Genomic DNA, 22064 nt, shown 5'->3' with positions numbered 1-22064 from the left:
ACGGTGGCGTATCCCCGAGCGTTGAGCGGAGAGACACTGACCGCGGCTCCGCCGCGCGGTGAGGAGGAAAGCGCATGACCTACGACCGATTGGTGTGCGCCAACTGCGCGGGACCTGTGACCGAGGGCCGCTGCCGCGTGTGCCGGGCCAACAGGGACCGTCTTCAGCAGCAGGGCCCCCTGGGCGGCTTGAGCCCGGCAGCCCTGCTGACGCTGCTGGCCCTGCTGGTGGTGGCCGCGGTGGCGCTGGTGGCCGTACAGCAGACCGCCATGAGCTGATATCCGGCGCGCACAACGTGCACGCACGAGGTACGCACAAGAGGCGCGCGCAGGACGTACGCAAGGGCCCGGACGCTGGATGAGCGTCCGGGCCCTCGTACTTCTTACGTACCGCTCATCGCGTACGTCTTATCCGCTTACCCGCCGTACGTGACGTACGTCTCGTACGGCGTGCTGCCCGAGACCGTGGTCTCAGGCGGCGGTACGGCCGCCGGCGAGGCGCGGCAGCATACGGAAGCCGATGCCGCCCGCGATCATGACCGCGGCGCCGACGAGCAGGAAGGTGGTCTCGGCGGCGCCGGTCTCCGCCAGCTCCTCCTTGGCCTCACCCTGCTGCACCGGCTGGGAGCCGGCGCTGTCGGTGTCGGTGTTGTTGTCGTCGCCGATGATGACGCCGCCACCGTGGGTGTCGTCGCCACCGCCGTTGTCACCACCGGTGCCCGGCTCACTCGGCTGAGTGGAGGGGTCGGTCGGCTGAGTCGGCTCGCCGGAGGGGTCGGTCGGCTCGTCGGACGGCTGAGTCGGCTCGTCCGTGGGCTCGGTCGGCTCGTCCGTGGGAAGGGTCGGCTCGTCCGTCGGCAGGGTCGGCTCGTCCGTGGGGAGGGTCGGCTCGTCCGTCGGCAGAGTGGGCTCGTCGGTCGGCTCGCTGGTCGGCGGGTCGGGGATCTCGGTCGGAGGGTCCGTCGGCTCGTCCGACATCCTGCCCAGCGAGAGGTCCAGGCCGATGCCGAGACCGGCGTCACTGACGCCGGCGGCCGAAGCGGCGCCGGCTGCGGTCAGCGAGGCGCCCGCGGCGATCACTACGCCGGCCGCGATACGTGCAACGCGGATCCGCGTCTTTTTGGTCATCTGGCTGCTACCCCCAGTAGCTCATTCATCAGTGGTGCAGCGCCCGGGGCAGCGGCCGTTGGGGGTTCGTGTGCGGTGCCCCCCGGCCACACGCGCCCCAGAAAAACGCATGCAGCGCTTCACCATTCCCAGTTTTCATATACGCGTCAAGCGGGTACCGCGCGCGATGACCGGAATCGCGTCAGTTGTCCGGCGTGCGGCGATGCAACTGTGACATAAAAGGGAACTGCCGCCCCGGAGGCGGCAGTTCCCTCATGTCATCTCTGCGAAGCGTGAATTCAGCTCTCCGACTGCTTGCGCCAGCGAATTCCGGCCTCCAGGAAACCGTCGATCTCGCCGTCAAGTACCCCCTGCGGGTTACCCACTTCGAAGTCGGTGCGCAGGTCCTTGACCATCTGGTAAGGATGCAGGACATACGAACGCATCTGGTTGCCCCAGGAGTTGCCGCCGTCGCCCTTGAGCGCGTCCATCTCGGCCTGCTCCTCCTGGCGGCGCCGTTCGAGCAGCTTCGCCTGGAGCACGTTCATCGCGCTCGCCTTGTTCTGGATCTGCGAGCGTTCGTTCTGGCAGGAGACCACGATGCCGGTCGGCACGTGCGTGATCCTGACCGCGGAGTCGGTGGTGTTGACGCCCTGACCGCCGGGGCCCGAGGCGCGGTACACGTCCACGCGCAGCTCGGTCTCGTCGATCTCGACATGATCGCTGGACTCGACGACCGGCAGCACCTCGACGCCCGCGAACGAGGTCTGGCGGCGGCCCTGGTTGTCGAAGGGCGAGATACGGACCAGGCGGTGCGTGCCCTGCTCCACGGAGAGCGTGCCGTAGGCGTACGGCACGTTCACCACGAAGGTGGTCGACTTGATGCCGGCCTCTTCCGCGTACGACGTCTCGTACACCTCGGTGGAGTAGTTGTGCCGCTCGGCCCAGCGCAGATACATGCGCTGCAGCTGCTCGGCGAAGTCGGCGGCGTCGACGCCACCCGCCTCCGCGCGGATGTTGACCAGGGCAGCGCGCTCGTCGTAGTGGCCGGAAAGGAGGGTGCGGACCTCCATCTCGTCCAGCGCCTTGCGTACGGATTCCAGCTCCGCCTCGGCCTCGGCGCGCGCGTCGGCGTCGCCCTCCGAGTCGGCCAGCTCGAAAAGGATCTCCAGGTCGTCAATGCGTCCGCGCAGGGTCTCGGTCTTGCGGACCTCGGCCTGCAGATGCGAAAGCTTGCTGGTGATCTTCTGCGCCGCCTCCGGGTCGTCCCACAGGGAAGGGGCCGCGGCCTGATCCTCGAGGACGACGATGTCTGCCCTCAGCTTGTCGAGGTTCAGGACGGCCTCGATCGACCCCATGGTCGAGGAGAGGGACTTCAGCTCTTCGGATACATCGACGACTGCCACGGGACCAGCGTAACGGTTGAGCGGGAAAACCCGTCCCCCCGCTGCCCAGGCCCCCTCGGCCCCGGCAGGACACGGCCTCCTGCCGGGGCCTTCCGCCGGGGCCGGCTGCCTGGGGTTTCCGCCGGGGCCCGCGGCTGGGCCCTACGGCTGGGAAATCGGCGACGCCGTGTGCTTCGCGTCCCGCGGGGACGTGGCCGCGCCGTCACTGCTCGTCGCCAGCCAGCCGCCGACGCCGAGCACCGCGACCACCAGGACGGCGACCGCTCCGAGGACGATCCGGCGCTTGCGCACGGCCCCCGCCTTGTGGCGCGCGGAGCCGGGCCTGCGCCCGCCGGCGGACTTCGGCGCGCGGGCCGTGCCGCGCGCGCCCCCCGCCAGCTCGTCGGGTCCCGGCACGCGCATGCTCGTGTGGGTGTCGCGGTTGGAGTCGGGCACGGCGCCCGGCACGAGCGGTACGGCTCCGCGCCTGCGCGGCTCCTCCGGGGTGTCGCGGCGCGGTTCCTCGTACGGCTGCTCGGTCGGCTCCGCCTCCGGCTCGTCCACGTCCAGCGGCGGGATCCCACCGAGCTGCGGCAACTGCTCGCGCAGCCGGGCCGCCAGCTCCGAGGCGCGCAGCCGGGAGGCCGGGGCCTTGGCCAGGCACTGGAGGAGCAGGCGCCACAGCTCCTCGGGGATGCCGGGCAGCGGGACGACGGTCTCCGTCACATGGCGGCGCAGTACGGCGCCGGGGTGGCCACCGCCGAAGGGCGTGAAGCCGGCGAGCAGCTCGTACAGGACGGTGGCCAGCGCGTAGATGTCGACGGCCGCGCGGGGCGGCAGGCCCTCGACGATCTCGGGCGCGAGGTAGTCGGGGGTGCCGATGATCCGGTTCGCCTTGGTGCGGCGGGGGGTGTCGATCAGCTTGGCGACGCCGAAGTCCGTGATGAGGGCCGGGTGCGAGCCGCCGGGACCGAGCGGGCCCTCCATGTCGAGCAGGATGTTCTCCGGCTTGACGTCGCGGTGGACGACCCCGGCGGCGTGCGCGGCCGCGAGCCCGTCCGCCACGTCGGCGGCGATCGCCACCGCGGCCTCGGGTGGGAGCCTGCGCTCGCGGTCGAGACGGGTACGCAGGTCCGTGCCGCGCACCAGCTCCATCACGAGCGCCAGGTCATTGCCGTCCACGACGAGATCGCGGACGGCGACCACCCGGGGGTGGTCGAGACCGAGCAGCGCGGTGCGTTCCTGGACGAAGCGCCCGACCAACTCCTGGTCGGACGCCAGGTCTTCGCGCAACAGCTTGATGGCGACCGGGCCTTCCGGCCCCTCGCCGAGCCACACCGTGCCGGCGCTGCCCCGTCCCAGAATCTGGTGGGCGGTGTACCGGCTGCCGATATTCCGTGCCAAGACTGCTCCCTCAGCGGCTGGCGAATGCCCATCAAAGTACGCGGGTGTCCGGGTGTTCAGTGCCCCGGTCGGCGACGGTCTTCACCTCTGCGGAGGAATTCGTTCCGCGGAGGTCGACAAAGCGACCGACCCTGCGGAGCCGTCGCCGCACCCGGTGGTGATTGTGCCTGGTTCAGGGACGTGCCGGAGCACCGGAGCCCTTCAGGGAAGCAGGAATTGGCCTGATTCCGGGAGCCGTCCCGGCTCCGGGAAGCGCGCCGATCTCAGTTCCCGGGCTCGGCGGTCTCAGGAACCGAGCAGGCTGTTCCCGGAACTGAGCAGGCTGTTCCCGGAACTGAGCAGGCGGTTCCGGGAACGGGGCAGGCAGTTCCCCGGAACGGGGCAAGCAGGTCTGAGGAACCGAGCCAGGCTGCCCGCCGGAACCGAGCCGGCTGCTTTCAGGAACTGAACTTCGAAATCCAGCCGGAGACCTTGTCGTAGCCGTCACTGATCTCGGTCCAGTAGCTCTTGCCCTCGCCGATCCAGTCCTGAAGCGGCGTCAACTCCCAGACGAGCCAGCCCGCGACGAACAGCAGCACGAGCGTGAACAGGCAGCCCTTGAGGCAGCCGAGACCCGGGATCCGCATCGGGTTCGCGCCGCGCTGCCTCGGCGGGCGCGGCTCGCGGTGGGACGGCTGCTGCGGCGGTGCCTGCTGGGGCGGTGTCTGCGGCGGCGTGTACCGCTGCTGCTGTTGCGGGGGCGGCGGGGCGTAGCGCTGCTGCTGGGGCTGCTGTTGCTGCCTGGGCGGCTGCTGTCGCCGGGGCGCCTCCTGCTGGGGCGGCGGGTACGCCTGCTGCTGGTGGGACGGCTGCTGATGCTGCTGCCCGGGCTGCCGCTGCGGGGCTCCCGGCCGGTGCGGGCGGCGGCGCAGCGGGTCCTGGCTCGGGTCGAGGTACTGGACCTGCGTCTGCTCGTTGCGGTCGCGGGCCGCCTGCAACTGGCTCTGCCAGGGGTGCGGGCCGTCGGGCTCCTGGAGGCCGTCCTGACCGTGGCCGCTCTGCGGTACGGGCGGCATGACGGCGGTCGGGTCCGGGGCGCCCGCTCCCGGCGCACCCGCTCCCGCGGTCGGCAGGAAGCTGGTCGCCGCGTTCGGGTCGTAGGAGCCCGCGCTGCCCGGCAGGACCTGCGTCGGGTCACTGGCTCCGGGCGTCTCGGGCACGGCCGCGGGCGACGGATCGGGCGCGAGCAGCGCGCCGACGCCCATCGCGGCGTCGATCTGGGCGGGCGTGGAGTGCACGCCCACACCGGAGGCGACGGTCCGCAGCGCCCTGGCCAGGCTCACGGCGCTCGGCCGCTGGTCCGGGTCCTTGCGCAGGCAGCGCTCTATCACCGTCCACAGCGGTTCCGGCACGGTGCCGGGGCGGCGCGGCTCCTCGCTGAGATGCCGCTGCAGCACCTCGAGGGCGGTCGCGCCGGCGAACGGCGGGCGTCCTGTGACCAGTTCGTACAGCAGGATGCCCGCGCCGTAGATGTCGACGGCGGAGGTCTGCGGGCGGCCCTCGGCGGACTCCGGCGCCACGTAGGCGGGCGTCCCGACGAATTCGTGCGTACGGGTCAGGCCCGGGGAGTCCGCGAGGCGTGCGATGCCGAAGTCGGTGAGCATCGGGTGCAGCTGCTCGCCGTCGTCCTTGAGCAGGACGTTGGCCGGCTTCAGGTCGCGGTGCACGACGCCGTCGGCGTGGCTGGCGGCGAGCGCGTCCGCGATCTGCGCGGTGAGCAGAGAGGCCGCGACGGGACCGAAGGGACCGTTCTCCCGGAGGTAACGGTGCAGGTCGGGACCCTCGACCAGGTCCATGACGAGGGCGAGCAGGTCACCCTCCACGACCAGGTCGCGGGTGCGCACGATGTTCGGGTGGGTGAGGCGCAGCAGGACGGAGCGCTCACGCAGGAACCGCATCACGATGTCCGCGTCGTTCGCCAGCTCCTCCTTGAGGACCTTGATGGCGACGGTCTCACCGGGCTGGCCCGGCACGGCCGCTTCCGCGCCCGCGGTCTCCCGCTGGCGGGCTCGCCAGACCGTGCCCGTGGCGCCGCGTCCGATGGGCTCTTCGAGCAGGTATTTGCTGCCTACCGGCCGCACGTCATGCGCTCCCTGCTGGTCGTCGTCTCTTGCCCGGCCCCCGGCTCTCCGAGGTGTTCCGGGTCCGGGTTTCCGGTCCACTTTAGGGGGTGAGCAGCCCGGCCGAACGGCTCACCGGCCGGTGATCTCCCCGGCCGCGGTCCCGTCCCGGTCCGCTGCCGGTCCCGCGCGTCCGGGCGTACGTCCCTCTCCTGCTCGTGTTCGAAAGAAAGACGCACGGATCGCACGGATGGTTTCCGAGCAGGGGGGTTACCGCACGTCACAGTGGTCTCCGGCCGCGTCTGAGCAGGACCCAAGCAGGCATTTTTACCCCCACAGCCGACCAATCAAGATCGCTTGAGGCTGACCCCCGGGCGTGTTGTCAGAGGCAGGTGCGAAGATGCCCCCAGCACGCGGGGTGTGGAGTCGGGGGTCGCACCAACCGTGCCGACCTGTACCGGACGACGTGTCCGGTGTGGTGGGGGGAATGTCACAGGGCGGTTCCCCTGCCGCGTACCCCGCGCAGAAGGGACCGCTGACGGCGATGCAGATCCGGCTGACCGTCCTCGCGCCGCGCAGCGGCCATGCCTCGGGGCGCGCGTGCGACGTGCTCGTCACCGCTCCCGCGGGGACGGCTCTCGCGGCCGTCGCCTCCGGCCTCGCCACCGCCGCATCCGGGCCCGACGCCGCCGGCACGGTCGTGCTGTACGCGGGGCGCGAGCGGCTGGACGCCCAGCGCTGCGCGCTCGGCGAGCCGCCGCTGATCGACGGCGCGGTGCTCTCCCTGCACGGTCCGGGCCCGGACGAAGTGCCGGCGGAGGACGCCCCCGCCCAGCTGCGTGTGGTCGCCGGTCCGGACGCGGGCGGTGTCCATCTGCTGCACGGCGGCCAGATCAGGATCGGCCGCTCCGCCGCCGCGGACGTCCCGCTGGACGACCCGGACGTGTCACGTCTGCACTGCGCGGTGACGGTTTCCGAGAATGGCCGGATTTCGGTGGCGGATCTCGGCTCGACCAACGGCACGACACTGGAAGGCGTCGAAGTCGGCACGCTGCCCGTCGCCGTCGCGCCCGGCGCGCTGCTGCGGCTCGGCGAGTCCGCCCTGCGGCTCACCGCGGGCGAGCTGCCGGCCACGCTGCCGACCGCCCCGGACGGTGAGGGGCATCTGCGGATCGTCCGCCCCGGCACGGAGGACGCCGCGCCGCTCGCGTACGCCCCGGGTGCGGACGCCCCGGCGGGCACCGGCCGGACGACCGGCGCGTACGGGACGGGCGGATACCGCACGGACGGCTCCGGGTACGGCTCCGCGGGCACCTCATCGGGGCCGCAGTACGGCGGTGACCCGCGCGAGGCCGCCCCCACGCACGGCGGTTCCGCCGCCACGCGCGGCCTGGGCCCGGGCGGGCCCGAGGTGATCCGTGACCCGCGGGACTCCGGGGAGGGCCGCGTGATCTCGTCGTACGGCCCCCGGCCCGGTTCGGCGCCCGGCTTCGCGCCCGGCTCGGCGCCGGAGACCCATGGCCGCTCCACGCCGTCCGGCGCGTACGGCAGGGACGCGCGGTCCGGGTCCGCGACGTCGCGCGTGCCGGACCCGCGCGCGGCGGCGGACGACGGATACGGCGCCGGTTACGGCGCGCCAGCGTCCGGGAACGGTCCGGCCACCGGCTCCGTGAACAGCCCGGCACACAGCAGAGCGGCCGCACAGGACCCGTCGGACGGCGTACGGGATCCGTCCGACGGCGCCCGGACCCACGACGGCGCGGACGCCGGAGACATCCCCCAGCCGCGCGGTTCGCGCCGGCAGGGGACGCCGATGCGCGGGATGCAGCGCCCCGACACCTCCGCCGCGCGGCGCGGCGGCATAGGAGCCTGGGCCAGGCGCCTCGCCGGAGGACGTGAGGACGACCTCCCGGAGTCCGGCGACGGTGCCGCGCCGTTCGCGGGTGCGGCGGCGCGCGCGGCGGCCGACGAGATCTGGCCGGACCCGGCCGAGGTGCTGCTGACCGCGCTCGGCCCGGGACCCCGGCTGTGGGAGCGCGACAGCGCGCACCCGGAGGCTCTGGTCGTCCGGCTCGGTACGACCGACCAGCAGGACGCCGGCACGGGAGCGGCGCCGCCGGAGCCCGCGACCGTATCGCTGCGCGAGGCCGGTTCCCTGGGGCTCGCGGGCCCCCGCGAGCGGCTGACGGGCCTGGCCAGGGCCGTCGTCGCGCAGCTCGCCGCGCTGCACGCGCCCGCCGATCTGGAGATCGTGCTGATCAGCACGGACCGGACGATCAGCCCCGAGCAGCGCAGACAGGAGTGGCAGTGGCTCGGCTGGCTGCCTCATGTGCGCCCGGCCCACGGCCAGGACTGCCGGCTGCTGCTCGCCTTCGACCGTGAGCAGGCCACCGCGAGGACCGCGGAGCTGAGCCGCCGCCTCGACGACGGACCGCTCGGCCTCGGCTGGGCGTCGGCCGCCGCGGGAACGGTCTCGGAGGCGGCGGCCCGCCATACGGGCCCGCACACGATCGTGATCGTCGACGGTGATCCCGGCAGCGCCGCGCTGCGCGAGATCACGGCGCGGCTGGCCGGCGCGGGGGCCTCGTCGGGCATCCATGTCATCTGTCTCGCGGAGACGCCCGCGGCCTCGCCGCTCTCCCCGGTCGCCGCGACCTACGAGACGGCGTGCGCGGCCTCGCTGCCCTTCCGCGAGTGCGGGGCCGTCGCCCTGCTGAGCGGCGATGTGGCCACCGCCCTGCGGGTGCTGCGTACGCCGGTGGGGCAGCCCGCGGGACACGGCACGGTCGCCGGGGTCGACGCGGTCTCCCTCGCCTGGGCCGAGCGGTTCGCGCGGGCGCTCGCGCCGCTGCGCACCACCGCCGGCGGCGACCGGCGCAGCGCCGCCGTACCGCTGCCCCGAACGGCCAGGCTGCTCGACGAGTTGGGCCTCGCCCGCGCCACCCCCGCTTCCCTGATGGCCCGTTGGGCGTCGGCCGCCGACGTCACCGGCGACTGCACGGCGGTCCTCGGGGCCGGACCGCACGGCCCGGTGAGCGTCGATCTCGTCGAAGAAGGACCGCATTTGCTGATCGAGGGCCCGGCGGGCAGCGGCCGTACGGAGCTGCTCCGTTCGGTGGCGGCCTCGCTGGCCGCGGCGGCCCGTCCCGACCGGCTCGGGCTGCTGCTGGTCGACGGCGCGGGCGGCGAGCGCGGCGAGGGCCTGGCGGCCTGTACCGAACTGCCGCATGTCGCAGAGCACTTGATCGCGTCGGACCCGGTGAGGATGCGGGAGTTCGCGCAGGCGCTCGGCGCCGAGCTGAAGCGGCGCGCCGAACTCCTCGGCCGCCTCGACTTCACGGAGTGGCACAGCCGGCAAGAGGCGGCCGCCCGGATCATCGCCCAGCGCGCCGCCGGCGCCGCCCAGCAGCGGGCGGCCCGCCGGGCCGAGCAGCGCGAGGCCGCTCAGCCGGGCGGCGCGCTCCGCGTCGACGCCTCCGTCCCAGGTTCGGGCGAGCCCGCCCCGCTGCCCCGGCTCGTCGTGCTGGTGGACGACTTCGACGCGCTGGTCGCTCCCGCGCTGGGCAGTCCTGGCCGGCCCGCGGCCGGTTCTGTCGTACGCGCTCTGGAGGCGATCGCCCGGGACGGCGAGCGTCTGGGCGTGCACCTCGTGGCGTCGTCCGCCTGTCCCCACCGTACGAGCGACACCGATCTCGCCCACAGCGCGCGGCTGCGCGTCGTCCTGGACGTGCCGCCCACCGCGCCGTCGCCGCAGGACCCGGCGCCGGGCCGTGGCCGGCTGGGGCATCCGGACGGCGGAGTCACCCCGTTCCAGGGCGGCCGGGTCACCGGCCGTATCCCCCGTACGGCGACCTCGCGGCCGACCGTACTGCCCCTGGAATGGGAGCGGATGGGCGACCCTCCCACCCGTCGTCCGGTCCGCGAGCTGGGCAATGGGCCGACCGATCTGGCCCTGCTCGCCAGCGCTTTGGAGCGGGCCGCCCGGTCCGTCGACGCCGCCCCTGTGGCACCGCTGGCTCCGGCCCACCCTTGAAGATCAACGCGCAGTTCCGTACAAAGGTCCGCACGTCCGTCTCCGCACGTCACGAGCCCATTACGATCATCTCATTGACCCGCAATGGGCTATTGCAGGGCCCGAGTTGCCAGCGTAGGACTGGGGCGCACAGACGAGAGCGGCGCCGCCACGTCAGGGCGGCGACGCCGATCCGTTATGCGTAACTCAGTACGCGCACGGGAGAGACGGGGCACCAGCGATGCGCACAATTCGCAGAACACACAAGGCTTTTGGGTCACGCAAAGCCGCCGTGGCCCTCGCTGCCGTCGGAGCCGTCGCTCTGGCCGGCTGCGGCAGCGGTGATTCCGGCACCGACAAGAAGGCGGACGACGGGGCCACCACGTCCGCCGCCCCGACCGTTCAACTCCCCAAGCTGAACGGGGAGAAGATCGAGGTCGCGGCCGTGTGGACCGGGCCTGAGCAGGAGAACTTCACCAAGGTCCTGACCGAGTTCGAGAAGCGCACCGGCGCGAAGGTCACGTTCGTTCCCGCGCAGGACCCGATCGTCAACTTCCTCGGTTCGAAGATCGCGGGCGGCAGTCCGCCCGATGTGGCGATGCTCCCGCAGGTCGGCGCGATCCAGCAGGCCGTGGCCAAGAAGTGGGCCAAGCCGCTCGGCGCGGAGGCCAAGGCCCAGCTGGCGAAGAACTACAGCAAGGGCTGGCAGGACCTCGGCGCGGTCGACGGCACGCAGTACGGCGTGTACTTCAAGGCCGCCAACAAGTCCCTGGTCTGGTACAACAACGCCGCGTTCGAGAACGCGGGCGTGACGGTGCCCAAGACCTGGAAGGACTTCCTGTCGGCGGCCGACACCATCTCGGCCTCCGGCGTCACTCCGGTCTCGGTCGGCGGCGCTGACGGCTGGACGCTCACCGACTGGTTCGAGAACGTCTACCTCTCCCAGGCCGGTCCCGAGAAGTACGACCAGCTCTCCCAGCACAAGATCAAGTGGACCGACCCGTCCGTGAAGGACGCGCTGACCACGCTGGCCCAGCTGTTCGGCAAGCCGAGCCTGATCGCGGGCGGCGCGGACGGCGCGCTCCAGACCGAGTTCCCCGCCTCCGTCACGCAGACGTTCACCGGCGGCGACGCCCCGAAGGCCGCGATGGTCTTCGAGGGTGACTTCGTCGGCGTCAACATCGCGGAGACCGAGGCGAAGATCGGTACCGACGCCAAGGTCTTCCCGTTCCCGGCCGTCGGCAGCGACTCCCCGGTGGTCACCGGCGGCGACGCGGCCGTGGCGCTGAAGGACTCCAAGGGCGCGCAGGCCCTGCTGACCTTCCTGGCCTCCACCGACGCCGCGAAGATCTGGGCCGAGGAGGGCGGCTTCGTCTCGCCGAACAAGTCCCTGGACGGCGCCGCGTACCCGAACGACGTACAGCGCGGTATCGCGAAGGCGCTGATATCCGCGGGCGACGACTTCCGGTTCGACATGTCGGACCAGATGCCGCAGTCGTTCGGCGGTACGCCCGGCAAGGGCGAATGGAAGGGGCTCCAGGACTTCCTGAAGAACCCGAAGGACATCGCGGGCGCCCAGCGGAAGCTGGAGTCGGACGCGGCCAAGGCGTTCGAGAGCTGACGGGATGACGACTACGGTCACGGAGGGCACCCCGCAGGCGCCCCCCGGCAATGACACGAACAAGAGCGTGACCGGCACACGCAAATGGGTCGCGGTCGGCTTCCTGCTGCCCGCGCTCGTGCTGCTCGGCGCGCTCGTGGTCTACCCGATCGGGTTCTCCGTCTACCGGTCCTTCTTCGACAAGTCCGGTGACTCGTTCGCGGGTCTCGACAACTACATCGAGATCTTCACCGACGACACCATCCTGACCGCGGTCAAGAACAACGTGATCTGGGTGATCGTGGCGCCCGTGGTCGCCACGGCCCTCGGTCTGATCTTCGCCGTACTCACCGAACGGGTGCGCTGGGGAACGGCGTTCAAGCTGGTCGTCTTCATGCCGATGGCGATATCCATGCTCGCCTCCGGCATCATCTTCCGGCTCGTGTACGAGCAGGACCCCGAGCGCGGCATAGCCAACGCCGTCTGGGTCGGAGTGCACGACACCTTCGCGGAGTCGTCGGGCTTCCCCCAGGCGCACCCCCTGCCGGTGCATCCGCTCAAGCCGGGCGGCGGCGGCTCGTTCGTCACCAAGCAGCCGGCCCGGGCGGACACCCCGGTCAGCATTCCGCTGGTGGGCGTCCCGCCGGCGAAGATGCCGTCCGGCGCCGCGCCGGCCAAGGCCGCGCGGCCCGAGGCCGGCAAGGTCACCGGCACGGCCTGGCTGGACTTCACCAAGGGCGGCGGTGGCAAGCCCAACGTCATCGACGCCAAGGAACTGGGCCTCAAGGGCATCAAGGTGGAGGCCGTCAAGAACGGCAAGGTCGTCGCCTCCGCCAAGGCCGCCGCCGACGGTACGTTCAGTCTCCCCGCGTCGGCGGAGGGCGCCGAACTCCGGCTCCCCGCGGACAACTTCAGGGAGCCGTACAACGGCGTCAACTGGCTGGGCCCCTCGCTCGTCACCCCGTCCATCATCGGCAGCTATCTGTGGATGTGGGCCGGCTTCGCGATGGTCCTCATCGCGGCCGGACTGGCGAGCGTGCCCCGTGAACTCCTCGAGGCCGCACGGGTCGACGGCGCCACCGAGTGGCAGGTCTTCCGCAAGGTCACGGTGCCGCTCCTGGCGCCGGTGCTCGGCGTCGTCATGGTCACACTCATGATCAATGTGCTGAAGATCTTCGACCTGGTCTTCATCATCGCGCCGGGCTCCTCCCAGGACGACGCGAACGTGCTGGCGCTCCAGCTCTACCGCTCGTCGTTCGGCACGGACGCGGATCTCGGTGTCGGCAGCGCCATCGCCGTGGTGCTGCTCCTGCTGGTGATCCCGGTCATGCTCGTCAACGTCCGCAGGATGCGAAAGGAGACGCGCCGATGACCATGAACGACGGTGTGGTCAAGGCGAAGCAGTCACTCGGCACCCGGATCGCCGCCCGCACGGGCGGCACGCTCGTACGGGTCGTCCTGATCCTGGTCGGCCTCTTCTGGCTGATGCCGACGCTCGGGCTGCTGGTCTCCTCGCTGCGCGACTCGACGGACATCAACGCGAGCGGCTGGTGGAAGGTCTTCACGGCCCCCAGCCAGCTGACCGTGGAGAACTACTCACGGCTGCTCGACAACGACATCATCACCAACTCCCTGCTCTCCACGATCGCGATCACCGTCCCCGCGACGCTGTTCGTCGTGGTGATCGGCTCGCTGGCCGGATACGCCTTCGCGTGGATGGAATTCCCGGGCCGTGACTGGTGGTTCCTGGTGGTCGTCGGGCTCCTGGTGGTTCCGGTGCAGGTCGCGCTGGTGCCGGTCTCGAAGCTGTTCGGCCAGATCGGCATCTTCGAGACGACCTTCGGTGTGGTGGTCTTCCACGTCGCCTTCGGGCTTCCCTTCGCGATCTTCCTGTTGCGCAACTTCTTCGCGGAGATCCCGAGGGAACTGCTGGAGGCGGCCCGCCTGGACGGAGCGGGCGAGATCAGGCTGTTCACCCGGGTCGTCATGCCGCTCGGCGGTCCCGCGATCGCCTCCCTGGGCATCTTCCAGTTCCTCTGGGTCTGGAACGACATGCTGGTCGCGCTGGTCTTCGCGGACTCCAAGAATCCGCCGATCACCGTGGCGCTCCAGCAGCAGGTACGGCAGTTCGGCAACAACGTCGATGTGCTGGCGCCCGGCGCCTTCGTCTCGATGATCATCCCGCTGGCCGTGTTCTTCGCGTTCCAGCGGCAGTTCGTCTCCGGTGTGATGGCGGGAGCCGTGAAGTAGCTCCCCCGCTCCGACCCATTCCGTGAGGACCGGCCGGCCAGGCCGGTCCTCACGGAGCGCCGGAAGGCCGCCGGCAGGCGCTCGAAGACCTCCGGAAGGACGCCGGAGGGCCGCGACAACGCGGGCGTTCGCTCCCGCCGCGGACCGCGGAAGTCCGCGCGAAAGCCGACGCGCTCCCGCTGTGCGGACCGCGTCCCGCCGTCTCAGCGGCTGAGCGCCGCCACCGCCGACGCGGCCAGGTCGTCCAGGTACCCGGCAGGCAGGTCGTTGCGTACGACCACGAGCCGCCAGTACAGCGGACCCACCGTCAGGTCCAGCGCCCGGTCCGGATCCGTTCCCTCCGGAAGCTCCCCGCGCGCCACCGCCTCCCTTACGATCACCGCCGCGATCCCCTGCTGGCCGTCCAGCAGCGCCGACTTGATCGCGTCCGAGATCTCGGGATTGCGCGCCGCCTCCACCAGCAGATCCGGGATCACCTGCGAGGCGACCGGGTGGCGCAGCGCGTGCGAGGCCACTTCGAGCAGCGCCCGCACATCCCCGTACAGCGACCCGGTCGCGGGCGCGGGCAGCCCCTGCGCCGCGAACACCGAGACCAGGTCGAGCACCAGCGCGAGCTTGGACTTCCAGCGCCGGTAGACGGCCGTCTTGCCGACGCCGGCCCGCCGCGCGATCCCTTCGATGGACATCCGGGCGAAGCCCACCGCGGCCAGTTCCTCGAAGACGGCCGCCCGGATGGCATCGGTCACGTCCTCCCGGAGCACGGCGGCTCCTGCGGGAACGCGGCGTGAGGGGCGGGGGTCCGTGGTCATGGGCACCGAGCATAGCGCCACCGCGCAGGCCAGAGGCCCTGCGCACGTCACGACGATACGGTTGCGTTGCGACGCTTACCGTTCTACTCTCGACGTAGCGACGATACGGGCGCGTCCCATCGCCCGCGCTCCGCCCCCGCTTTTCGTTCCAGCCCTCCGTACCAGCCCTCCGTCGGAAGCGGACTCCTGTGAGCCAGAGCATCGCGACGACCCCGTCCACCCACTCCGCGGCCGCATCCCGGGCCGCGTCCGCGCCCCACGCCGAGACCGACCTGGCCGCGCTCGCCGCCCGCCACGGCCTCACCGTCAGCGGCGCCCGTCCCACACTCCCCGCGTACATACGGCAGCTCTGGTCGCGCAGACACTTCATCACGACCTTCGCGACCGCCCGGCTGACCGCCCAGTACCACCAGGCCAAGCTGGGGCAGATCTGGCAGATCATGACCCCGCTGCTCAATGCGACGGTCTACTACTTCATCTTCGGCCTACTGCTCCGCACCAGTCACGGCGTCCCGGACTTCATCCCGTTCCTGGTGACCGGCGTCTTCATCTGGACGTTCACCTCCGCCTCCGTGACGGCGGGCACCCGGGCGATCTCGGGCAACCTCGGCCTCGTACGGGCCCTGCACTTCCCGCGCGCCGCCCTGCCCGTCTCCCTCGCCCTCCAGCAGCTTCAGCAACTGCTGTTCTCCCTGGGCGCGCTGACGGTGATCCTCGTCTGCTTCGGCCAGTACCCCTCGCTCAGCTGGCTGCTGGCCGTACCGGCCCTGCTCCTCCAGGCGGTCTTCAACACCGGGCTCGCGATGATCGTGGCGCGGCTCGGCGCCAAGACCCCGGACATCGCCCAGCTGACCCCGTTCATCCTGCGCACCTGGATGTACATGTCGGGCGTGATGTGGAGCGTCAGCAAGCTGTCGGCGGGCGCCGGTCTGCCGCGTCCTGTCACCCTGGCCCTGGAGTACAACCCGGCCGCCGTCTTCATCGACCTGATGCGTTTCGCGCTCATCCACAGCTTCAAGGCGACCCAGCTGCCCGCGCACGTCTGGGCCGTGGCCCTCTGCTGGGCGGCACTGACCGGAATCGGCGGCTTCCTCTACTTCTGGAAGGCCGAGGAGGAGTACGGACGTGGCTGACACCGGACAGCACACCCCCGCGGCAACCGTCGTGGCCGACGACGTCCACCTCACCTATCGGGTGCACGGCACCCAAGGTGCCAAGGGCAGCGCGACGTCCGCCCTCAGCCGCATCGTCTCGCGCCGCGCCACTCCCGGTGTACGCGAGGTCCACGCGGTGAAGGGCGTGAGTTTCGCCGCGTACAAGGGCGAGGCGATCGGCCTCATCGGATCGAACGGCTCCGGCAAGTCGACGCTCCTCAAAGCCGTCGCGGGGCTCCTGCGGCCCACGAAGGGCACGGTCTACACCCGGGGCCAGCCCTCCCTGCTCGGCGTCAACGCGGCGCTGATGAGCGAGCTGACCGGCGAGCGCAACGTCGTCCTCGGCGGCCTCGCGATGGGCATGTCGCGCGAGCAGATCCGCGCCCGCTACGCCGGGATCGTGGACTTCTCCGGGATCAACGAGAAGGGCGACTTCATCTCGCTGCCGATGCGGACGTACTCCTCCGGCATGGGCGCCAGGCTCCGCTTCTCGATCGCCGCCGCCAAGAGCCACGAGGTACTGCTGATCGACGAGGCGCTGTCCACCGGCGACGCCGCGTTCCAGCGGCGCAGCAAGGAACGCATCGCCGAGCTGCGCGAGGAGGCCGGCACGGTCTTCCTGGTCAGCCACAGCAACAGGACGATCACCGAAACCTGCGACAGGGCACTGTGGCTGGAGGCCGGGACCCTGCGGATGGACGGCCCCGCGGCGGAAGTAGTCGCGGCGTACGAGGAGTTCACGGCCGCACCGGGCCGTAGCGAGTAATAGTCCCAAACCGGTCCAGGTCACGTCCGGCGGATCTTCGTGGAGCAGCCCGGGGCGTCCGGTGCGGCGCCCCCGCAAGGCGGACGGTCAGCATCGTGGATGGCCCGGGCGTATTCGGACGGCTCCGGCAACGCGCCGAGGTGCCGTGCCGGGCGGACGCCACTTTGAGGACGTGACCCGGCCGCGAAGGATTCCGTACGTGTACGAGGAAGGGGGGCCGTCCGGCGAGATGCGCCGGGCGGCCCCCCTTCCTCTCACTCAGCGGTCAGCTGCGGGTACGCAGCAACGTCCGCATCGTCCGCATCGCGACCGACAGATTCGCCAGGTCGAAGGAGTCCGAACCCTGGATCTCCTCCAGCGTCGACCGCGAACGGCCCAGGATCGCCGCGTTCTTCTGCTCCCACGCCTTGAAGCGCTCCTCGGGCGTCGAGCCGTCGCCGCCGACCGCGAGGACGTCCGCCGTCAGCGCCGCGTGCGCGGAGTACAGATCCTCGCGGATGGACGCGCGGGCCATGGACTGCCAGCGGTCGGCGCGCGGCAGCTCGATGATCCGGTCCATCAGCTGTGTGATCCGCAGCCGCTCGCCGAGGTCGTAGTAGACCTCGGCGACGGACAGCGCGTCCTGGTCCGTGCGTTCCGCGATCGCCACGATGTCGAGCGTCGGGAAGGCGGAGGTGAAACCGGCCACCCGTACGGCCAGTTCCTCGGGAACACCCGCTTCCGTCAGCTGCTTCAGGTTGCTCTGGTACCACTCCAGCTCCGCGCCGAGCAGCATCGTGGGCAGCTGCGCCCAGACCTGCTCCACGCCGGCGCCGAAGAACTCGATGGTGTCCGCGATCTCCAGCGGCTGCGGCCGGTTGCCGAGCAGCCAGCGCGTGCCGCGCTCGACGAGCCTGCGGGAGTGCAGCCTGATCCGGGTCTGGACGTCGGCGGGGACCTCGTTGTCGAGTGCTTCGACGGCGTCCCACACCTCGCTCAGACCGAAGATCGCGCGGGCCGCGGTCTGCGCCCGTACGATCTCCTCGATCGACGCGCCGGTCTCCTCCCGCAGCCGGTGCAGGAAGGTCGAACCGCCCGCGTTCACCGTGTCGTTGACCAGCACCGTCGTGATGATCTCGCGGCGCAGGGCGTGCCCGTCGATCTGCTCGGCGTACTTCTCCCGCAGCGCCGCGGGGAAGTAGGCGTGCAGCAGCCCGCGCAGGTACGGGTCGTCCGGCAGACCCGTCTGGATCAGCTCGTCCGCCACCGTGATCTTGGTGTACGCGAGGAGCACCGCCAGCTCGGGCTGGGACAAACCCTTGCCCGCGCTGAGCAGTTCACGGACCTGGCGGTCGGTGGGCAGGAACTCCAGCGCGCGGTCGAGGTGTCCGTCCCGCACGAGGCGGCGCATGAACCGCTGGTGGGCGTGGAGCAGGGACGGGGCCTGGACGACGGCGGTGGAAAGGGCGGTGTTCTGCGCGTAGTTGTTGCGCAGCACCAGCGTGCCGACTTCGTCGGTCATGGCGGCGAGCAGCTTGTTGCGCTGCTTGACGGTCATGTCGCCTTCGGTGACCAGGCCGTTGAGCAGGATCTTGATGTTCACCTCGTGGTCGGAGGTGTCCACGCCCGCGCTGTTGTCGATGGCGTCGGTGTTGACCCGGCCGCCACCGCCGCCCGCGCCGCGCCTGGCGAACTCGATCCGGCCGAGCTGGGTCAGTCCCAGGTTGCCGCCCTCGCCGACGACCTTGGCGCGTACGTCCTCGCCGTTGACGCGGATCGCGTCGTTGGCCTTGTCGCCGACGTCGGCGTTCGACTCGGTGGACGCCTTGACGTACGTACCGATGCCGCCGTTCCAGAGCAGGTCGACCGGGGCCGCGAGGATCGCCTTCATCAGGTCGGCCGGGGTGAGCTTGCTGACGCCGGGCTCGATGCCGAGGGCTTCCCTGACATGCGCGTTGACCGGGATGGACTTGGCCGTACGGGGGTGGATGCCACCGCCCTGCGACAGCAGCTTCTTGTTGTAGTCGGCCCAGGAGGAGCGCGGCAGGTCGAACAGCCGGCGGCGCTCCGCGAAGGAGGCGGCCGCGTCCGGGTGCGGGTCGATGAAGATGTGGCGGTGGTCGAAGGCGGCGACCAGCCGGATGTGCTCGGAGAGCAGCATCCCGTTGCCGAACACGTCACCGGACATGTCCCCGACGCCGACGACCGTGAAGTCCTCGGTCTGGGTGTCGTGGCCCAGCTCCCGGAAGTGCCGCTTGACGGACTCCCAGGCGCCGCGCGCCGTGATACCCATGCCCTTGTGGTCGTAACCGGCGCTGCCGCCCGAGGCGAAGGCGTCGCCCAGCCAGAAGTTGTACGCGACCGCGACCTCGTTGGCGATGTCGGAGAAGCTCGCGGTGCCCTTGTCGGCGGCGACGACCAGATACGTGTCGTCCTCGTCGTGCCGGACCACGTCCTTGGGCGGTACGACCTCGCCGGCCACCAGGTTGTCCGTGATGTCGAGCAGCGCCGAGATGAAGATCTTGTACGAGGCGATGCCCTCGGCGAGCCAGGCGTCACGGTCCACGGCCGGGTCGGGCAGCTGCTTGGCGACGAAGCCGCCCTTGGCGCCGACCGGCACGATCACGGTGTTCTTGACCATCTGTGCCTTGACCAGACCCAGGATCTCCGTACGGAAGTCCTCACGCCGGTCGGACCAGCGCAGACCACCGCGGGCGACCTTGCCGAAGCGCAGGTGCACGCCTTCGAGGCGCGGGGAGTAGACCCAGATCTCGTACGCCGGACGGGGCGCGGGCAGGTCGGGGATGGCCTGCGGGTCGAACTTCATCGACACGTAGGCGTGGTGCTCGCCGCTGTCGTTCTTCTGGAAGAAGTTCGTCCGCAGCGTGGCCTTGATGAGGGTGAGGAAGGACCTGAGGATGCGGTCCTCGTCCAGGCTCGCGACCTGGTCGAGGGCGCCGTCCAGCTCCTCCAGCAGCCCGTCGATCAGCTCCGTGCCGGCCCGCTGGCGGCCCGGCGACATCCTGGCCTCGAAGAGCGAGACGAGCAGCCGGGTGGTGTGGACGTTGTTGCGGAGGGTGTCCTCCATGTAGTCCTGGCTGAACGTCGAGCCCGACTGGCGCAGGTACTTGGCGTAGGCGCGCAGCACCATCGCCTGGCCCCAGGTCAGGTTGGCGCCCAGGACCAGGGAGTTGAAGCCGTCGTTCTCGGCCGCACCGGTCCAGACGGCGGCGAAGGCGTCCTGGAAGCGGTCCCTGGCGTCGTCGGCGAGGCCGTCGTTCTTGCCCAGGCCCGCCTGCGGCATCCGCAGGCCGAAGTCGTAGATCCAGGCCTGCGAGCGGTCGTCGCAGCGCAGCTCGTACGGGCGCTCGTCGACGACCTCGCAGCCGAGGCGCTGGAGCACCGGGAGCACGGCGGAGAGCGAGACCTGCTCGCCCGCGCGGTAGATCTTGAAGCGGCGCTCGCCGGGACCGGCTCCGACCGGCTCGTACAGGGAGAGGGAGAAGTCCTTGCCCATGGTGTTGAGCGCTTCGAGGTGGGCCAGGTCGGCGACGGCCGAGCGGGCCGTGTGGTCGGCCTTGTAGCCCTCGGGGAAGGCGTTGCCGTAACGGCGCAGCAGTTCGGCCGCGCGCTCCTCGCCGCATTCCGCGTTCAGCGCCTCGCCGAAGCCGTCGGCCCAGGAGCGGGCGGCGGCCACGAGACGGCCCTCGATCCGCTCGGTGTCGGCGTCGGTCAGCTCGGTCAGCTCGGTCCCGGTGGGGACACGGACCACGAAGTGCAGCCTGGAGAGGATCGATTCTGTATTCCAGGCCGTGAAGTCGACGCTGGTGCCACCCAGCTCCTCCTTGAGGATGTCGACAAGACGCAGCCTGACACCGGTGGTGTAGCGGTCACGCGGCAGGTAGACGAGGGCGGAGTAGTAGCGCCCGTACTCGTCCTGGCGCAGGTACAGCCGCAGCCGCCTGCGCTCCTGGAGGTAGAGCACGCTGGTGGCGATCGTACGGAGCTGGTCGGGCGGCGTCTGGAACAGCTCGTCGCGCGGGTACGTCTCCAGGATCTGCATCAGGTCGCGGCCGTCGTGGCTGTTGGGCGTGAAGCCCGCGCCTTCGAGGACTTCGGCGACCTTGCGGCGGACCACGGGCACCCGGCGTACGGACTCGGTGTACGCGGCGGACGAGAAGAGCCCCAGGAAGCGGCGCTCCCCGACGACATTGCCCTTCTTGTCGAACTTCTTCACGCCGATGTAGTCGAGGTAGCCGGGCCTGTGCACGGTGGCGCGGCTGTTGGCCTTGGTGAGGATGAGCAGGTTGTGCTCACGGGCCTTGGCGCGGGCGTCGGCGGGCAGCCGGCTGAAGGACTCACTCGCCGGGTGGTCGTTGTCACCGCTCTGGTCCGGGTCGGAGCGGAGGATGCCGAGGCCGGTGCCGGGCACGGCGGCCAGGGCGTCCGCCTCCGTCAGCTCGTACTCGCGGTAGCCGAGGAACGTGAAGTGGTCGGCCGCGAGCCAGCGCAGCAGCTCACGGGCCTCTTCCAGCTCGTGCTCGCGCAGGTCGTGAGCGGTCGGCTCGGTGGGCAGCTCGTCCGCGATCCGCAGGGCCGAGCCGCGCATCTTCTCCCAGTCCTCGACCGTCTCGCGGACGTCGGACAGGATCCGCAGCAGGTCGGAGGTGATCTGCTTGAGGTCGGCGCGGTCGGACTCACGGTCCATCTCCACGTGGATCCAGGACTCGGTGAGCGTGTCGTGCGGGCGTTCCTCGCCTTCGGCCGCGCCGGCCGGAAGGACCTCGATCAGCTTGCCGGAGACGTCACGGCGCACGAAGACCTGCGGGTGGATCACCGCGTGGATGCCACGGCCCTGGCGCGAAAGCTCATTGGTGACGGAGTCCACCAAAAACGGCATGTCGTCCGTCACCACCTCGACGACGGAGTGGCTGCAGGTCCAGCCGTTCTCCTCCACCGTCGGCGTGTGGACACGTACGTTGGCCGTGCCCTGCGGGCGGTTCTCGGCCAGCCGGTAGTGGGAGAGCGCGGCGCCGAAGACATCGACCGGGTCACGGTCGGCCAGATCCTCCAGCGCCGTGTGCCGGTAATAACGCTGGAGGTAGGCGATGAGCGTGTCTCTGTCGGGGCGCCCTTCGCTCTCCGACCTCTCAGCGGCCCGGGCCGCCTCGGTGAGCAACTCGGCCTTTGCGTCGTCCAGCTTGGTCTGCATGTCCTCTGGCTCCTGTCGCGCGCCGTTGCGTGACGTAGATGAAGGAAGCGCCACAACGCCACGACACGGGTGTTCCGGTCGATGCTGACGTTATGCCGCGATGAGCGGTGTCCGGGACGTTATTGGCTAATTTTGGCAGCCGGTCCGGATCCAGGGAATCGGCGATCGCCCGGGCGCTGTCGCACTCCGGGCTCTGGCCAGGGGCTTCGCTGCCCTCACGGCATATCGCGCTGATCACGGACCCCAGGCTATCCCCCCTCACGGCGGATCCGTCATGAGCCGCCTGTG

General features: G+C 70.9%; 13 protein-coding genes. 7 read left to right on the top strand and 6 right to left on the bottom strand.

Annotated features, from left to right (window positions below):
• Positions 1-74: 74 nt before the first annotated feature.
• The gene (locus ACIP6N_RS29460) at positions 75-278 is read left to right on the top strand and encodes a hypothetical protein (RefSeq protein ID WP_401820708.1); all 204 of its coding nucleotides are present in this window, start codon (positions 75-77) and stop codon (positions 276-278) included.
• Positions 279-470: 192 nt separating this feature from the next.
• Here ACIP6N_RS29460 and ACIP6N_RS29455 read toward each other — a convergent pair whose 3' ends face one another.
• The 4 genes from ACIP6N_RS29455 to ACIP6N_RS29440 form a co-directional block, all read right to left on the bottom strand.
• Positions 471-1127, bottom strand: a complete 657-nt coding sequence (locus ACIP6N_RS29455; RefSeq protein ID WP_401820706.1) for a hypothetical protein — start codon at positions 1125-1127, stop codon at positions 471-473.
• Positions 1128-1405: 278 nt separating this feature from the next.
• On the bottom strand, positions 1406-2512 hold the full coding sequence (gene prfB, locus ACIP6N_RS29450; RefSeq protein WP_401820704.1) for a peptide chain release factor 2: 1107 nt from the start codon (positions 2510-2512) through the stop codon (positions 1406-1408).
• Between the two features lie 141 nt (positions 2513-2653).
• Positions 2654-3895: a serine/threonine-protein kinase gene (locus ACIP6N_RS29445; RefSeq protein WP_401820703.1), complete on the bottom strand. Its 1242-nt coding sequence runs from the start codon at positions 3893-3895 to the stop codon at positions 2654-2656.
• Between the two features lie 437 nt (positions 3896-4332).
• Entirely contained in the window at positions 4333-6015 is a 1683-nt protein-coding gene (locus ACIP6N_RS29440) for a serine/threonine-protein kinase (protein ID WP_401820701.1), read from the bottom strand.
• A gap of 523 nt (positions 6016-6538) precedes the next feature.
• Here ACIP6N_RS29440 and ACIP6N_RS29435 point away from each other — a divergent pair.
• From ACIP6N_RS29435 to ACIP6N_RS29420, 4 genes are all read left to right on the top strand, one after another.
• A complete protein-coding gene (locus ACIP6N_RS29435; RefSeq protein ID WP_401820729.1) occupies positions 6539-10027 on the top strand; it encodes an FtsK/SpoIIIE domain-containing protein in 3489 nt (1162 codons plus the stop codon).
• Between the two features lie 220 nt (positions 10028-10247).
• Complete coding sequence (locus ACIP6N_RS29430; RefSeq protein WP_401820699.1) at positions 10248-11627, top strand: ABC transporter substrate-binding protein; 1380 nt, start codon at positions 10248-10250, stop codon at positions 11625-11627.
• Positions 11628-11631: 4 nt separating this feature from the next.
• Positions 11632-12978 (top strand): carbohydrate ABC transporter permease, encoded by a 1347-nt coding sequence (locus ACIP6N_RS29425; RefSeq protein WP_401820697.1) that lies wholly within the window; start codon positions 11632-11634, stop codon positions 12976-12978.
• Positions 12975-13856: a carbohydrate ABC transporter permease gene (locus ACIP6N_RS29420; RefSeq protein ID WP_401820696.1), complete on the top strand. Its 882-nt coding sequence runs from the start codon at positions 12975-12977 to the stop codon at positions 13854-13856. The genes ACIP6N_RS29425 and ACIP6N_RS29420 overlap by 4 nt, the downstream gene beginning before the upstream one ends.
• Before the next feature lie 203 nt (positions 13857-14059).
• Here the strand turns inward: ACIP6N_RS29420 and ACIP6N_RS29415 are convergent, their stop codons facing one another.
• On the bottom strand, positions 14060-14665 hold the full coding sequence (locus tag ACIP6N_RS29415; RefSeq protein WP_401820693.1) for a TetR/AcrR family transcriptional regulator: 606 nt from the start codon (positions 14663-14665) through the stop codon (positions 14060-14062).
• A gap of 200 nt (positions 14666-14865) precedes the next feature.
• On the opposite strand from ACIP6N_RS29415, the gene ACIP6N_RS29410 reads away from it, so the two are divergent.
• The gene (locus ACIP6N_RS29410; RefSeq protein WP_401820726.1) at positions 14866-15798 is read left to right on the top strand and encodes an ABC transporter permease; all 933 of its coding nucleotides are present in this window, start codon (positions 14866-14868) and stop codon (positions 15796-15798) included.
• Positions 15791-16585 (top strand): ABC transporter ATP-binding protein, encoded by a 795-nt coding sequence (locus ACIP6N_RS29405; RefSeq protein WP_401820691.1) that lies wholly within the window; start codon positions 15791-15793, stop codon positions 16583-16585. Before ACIP6N_RS29410 ends, ACIP6N_RS29405 begins: the two co-directional genes overlap by 8 nt.
• 265 nt (positions 16586-16850) lie before the next feature.
• Here ACIP6N_RS29405 and ACIP6N_RS29400 read toward each other — a convergent pair whose 3' ends face one another.
• Positions 16851-21776, bottom strand: a complete 4926-nt coding sequence (locus tag ACIP6N_RS29400; RefSeq protein ID WP_401820689.1) for an NAD-glutamate dehydrogenase — start codon at positions 21774-21776, stop codon at positions 16851-16853.
• Positions 21777-22064 lie beyond the last annotated feature (288 nt).

The organism is Streptomyces sp. NPDC088725 (genome assembly GCF_044751305.1).
Classification (GTDB): Bacteria; Actinomycetota; Actinomycetes; order Streptomycetales; family Streptomycetaceae; genus Streptomyces.
Note: the sequence above shows the minus strand (reverse complement) of the source record. Positions and strands in the feature narration are given on the sequence as shown.

Bases quoted from the DNA above. Each gene is read 5' to 3' on its own strand.
- ACIP6N_RS29460 (WP_401820708.1), top strand. From the start codon at position 75: ATGACCTACGACCGATTGGTGTGCGCCAACTGCGCGGGACCTGTGACC.
- ACIP6N_RS29455 (WP_401820706.1), bottom strand. From the start codon at position 1,127: ATGACCAAAAAGACGCGGATCCGCGTTGCACGTATCGCGGCCGGCGTA.
- ACIP6N_RS29435 (WP_401820729.1), top strand. From the start codon at position 6,539: ATGCAGATCCGGCTGACCGTCCTCGCGCCGCGCAGCGGCCATGCCTCG.
- ACIP6N_RS29430 (WP_401820699.1), top strand. From the start codon at position 10,248: ATGCGCACAATTCGCAGAACACACAAGGCTTTTGGGTCACGCAAAGCC.
- ACIP6N_RS29425 (WP_401820697.1), top strand. From the start codon at position 11,632: ATGACGACTACGGTCACGGAGGGCACCCCGCAGGCGCCCCCCGGCAAT.
- ACIP6N_RS29420 (WP_401820696.1), top strand. From the start codon at position 12,975: ATGACCATGAACGACGGTGTGGTCAAGGCGAAGCAGTCACTCGGCACC.
- ACIP6N_RS29415 (WP_401820693.1), bottom strand. From the start codon at position 14,665: ATGACCACGGACCCCCGCCCCTCACGCCGCGTTCCCGCAGGAGCCGCC.
- ACIP6N_RS29400 (WP_401820689.1), bottom strand. From the start codon at position 21,776: ATGCAGACCAAGCTGGACGACGCAAAGGCCGAGTTGCTCACCGAGGCG.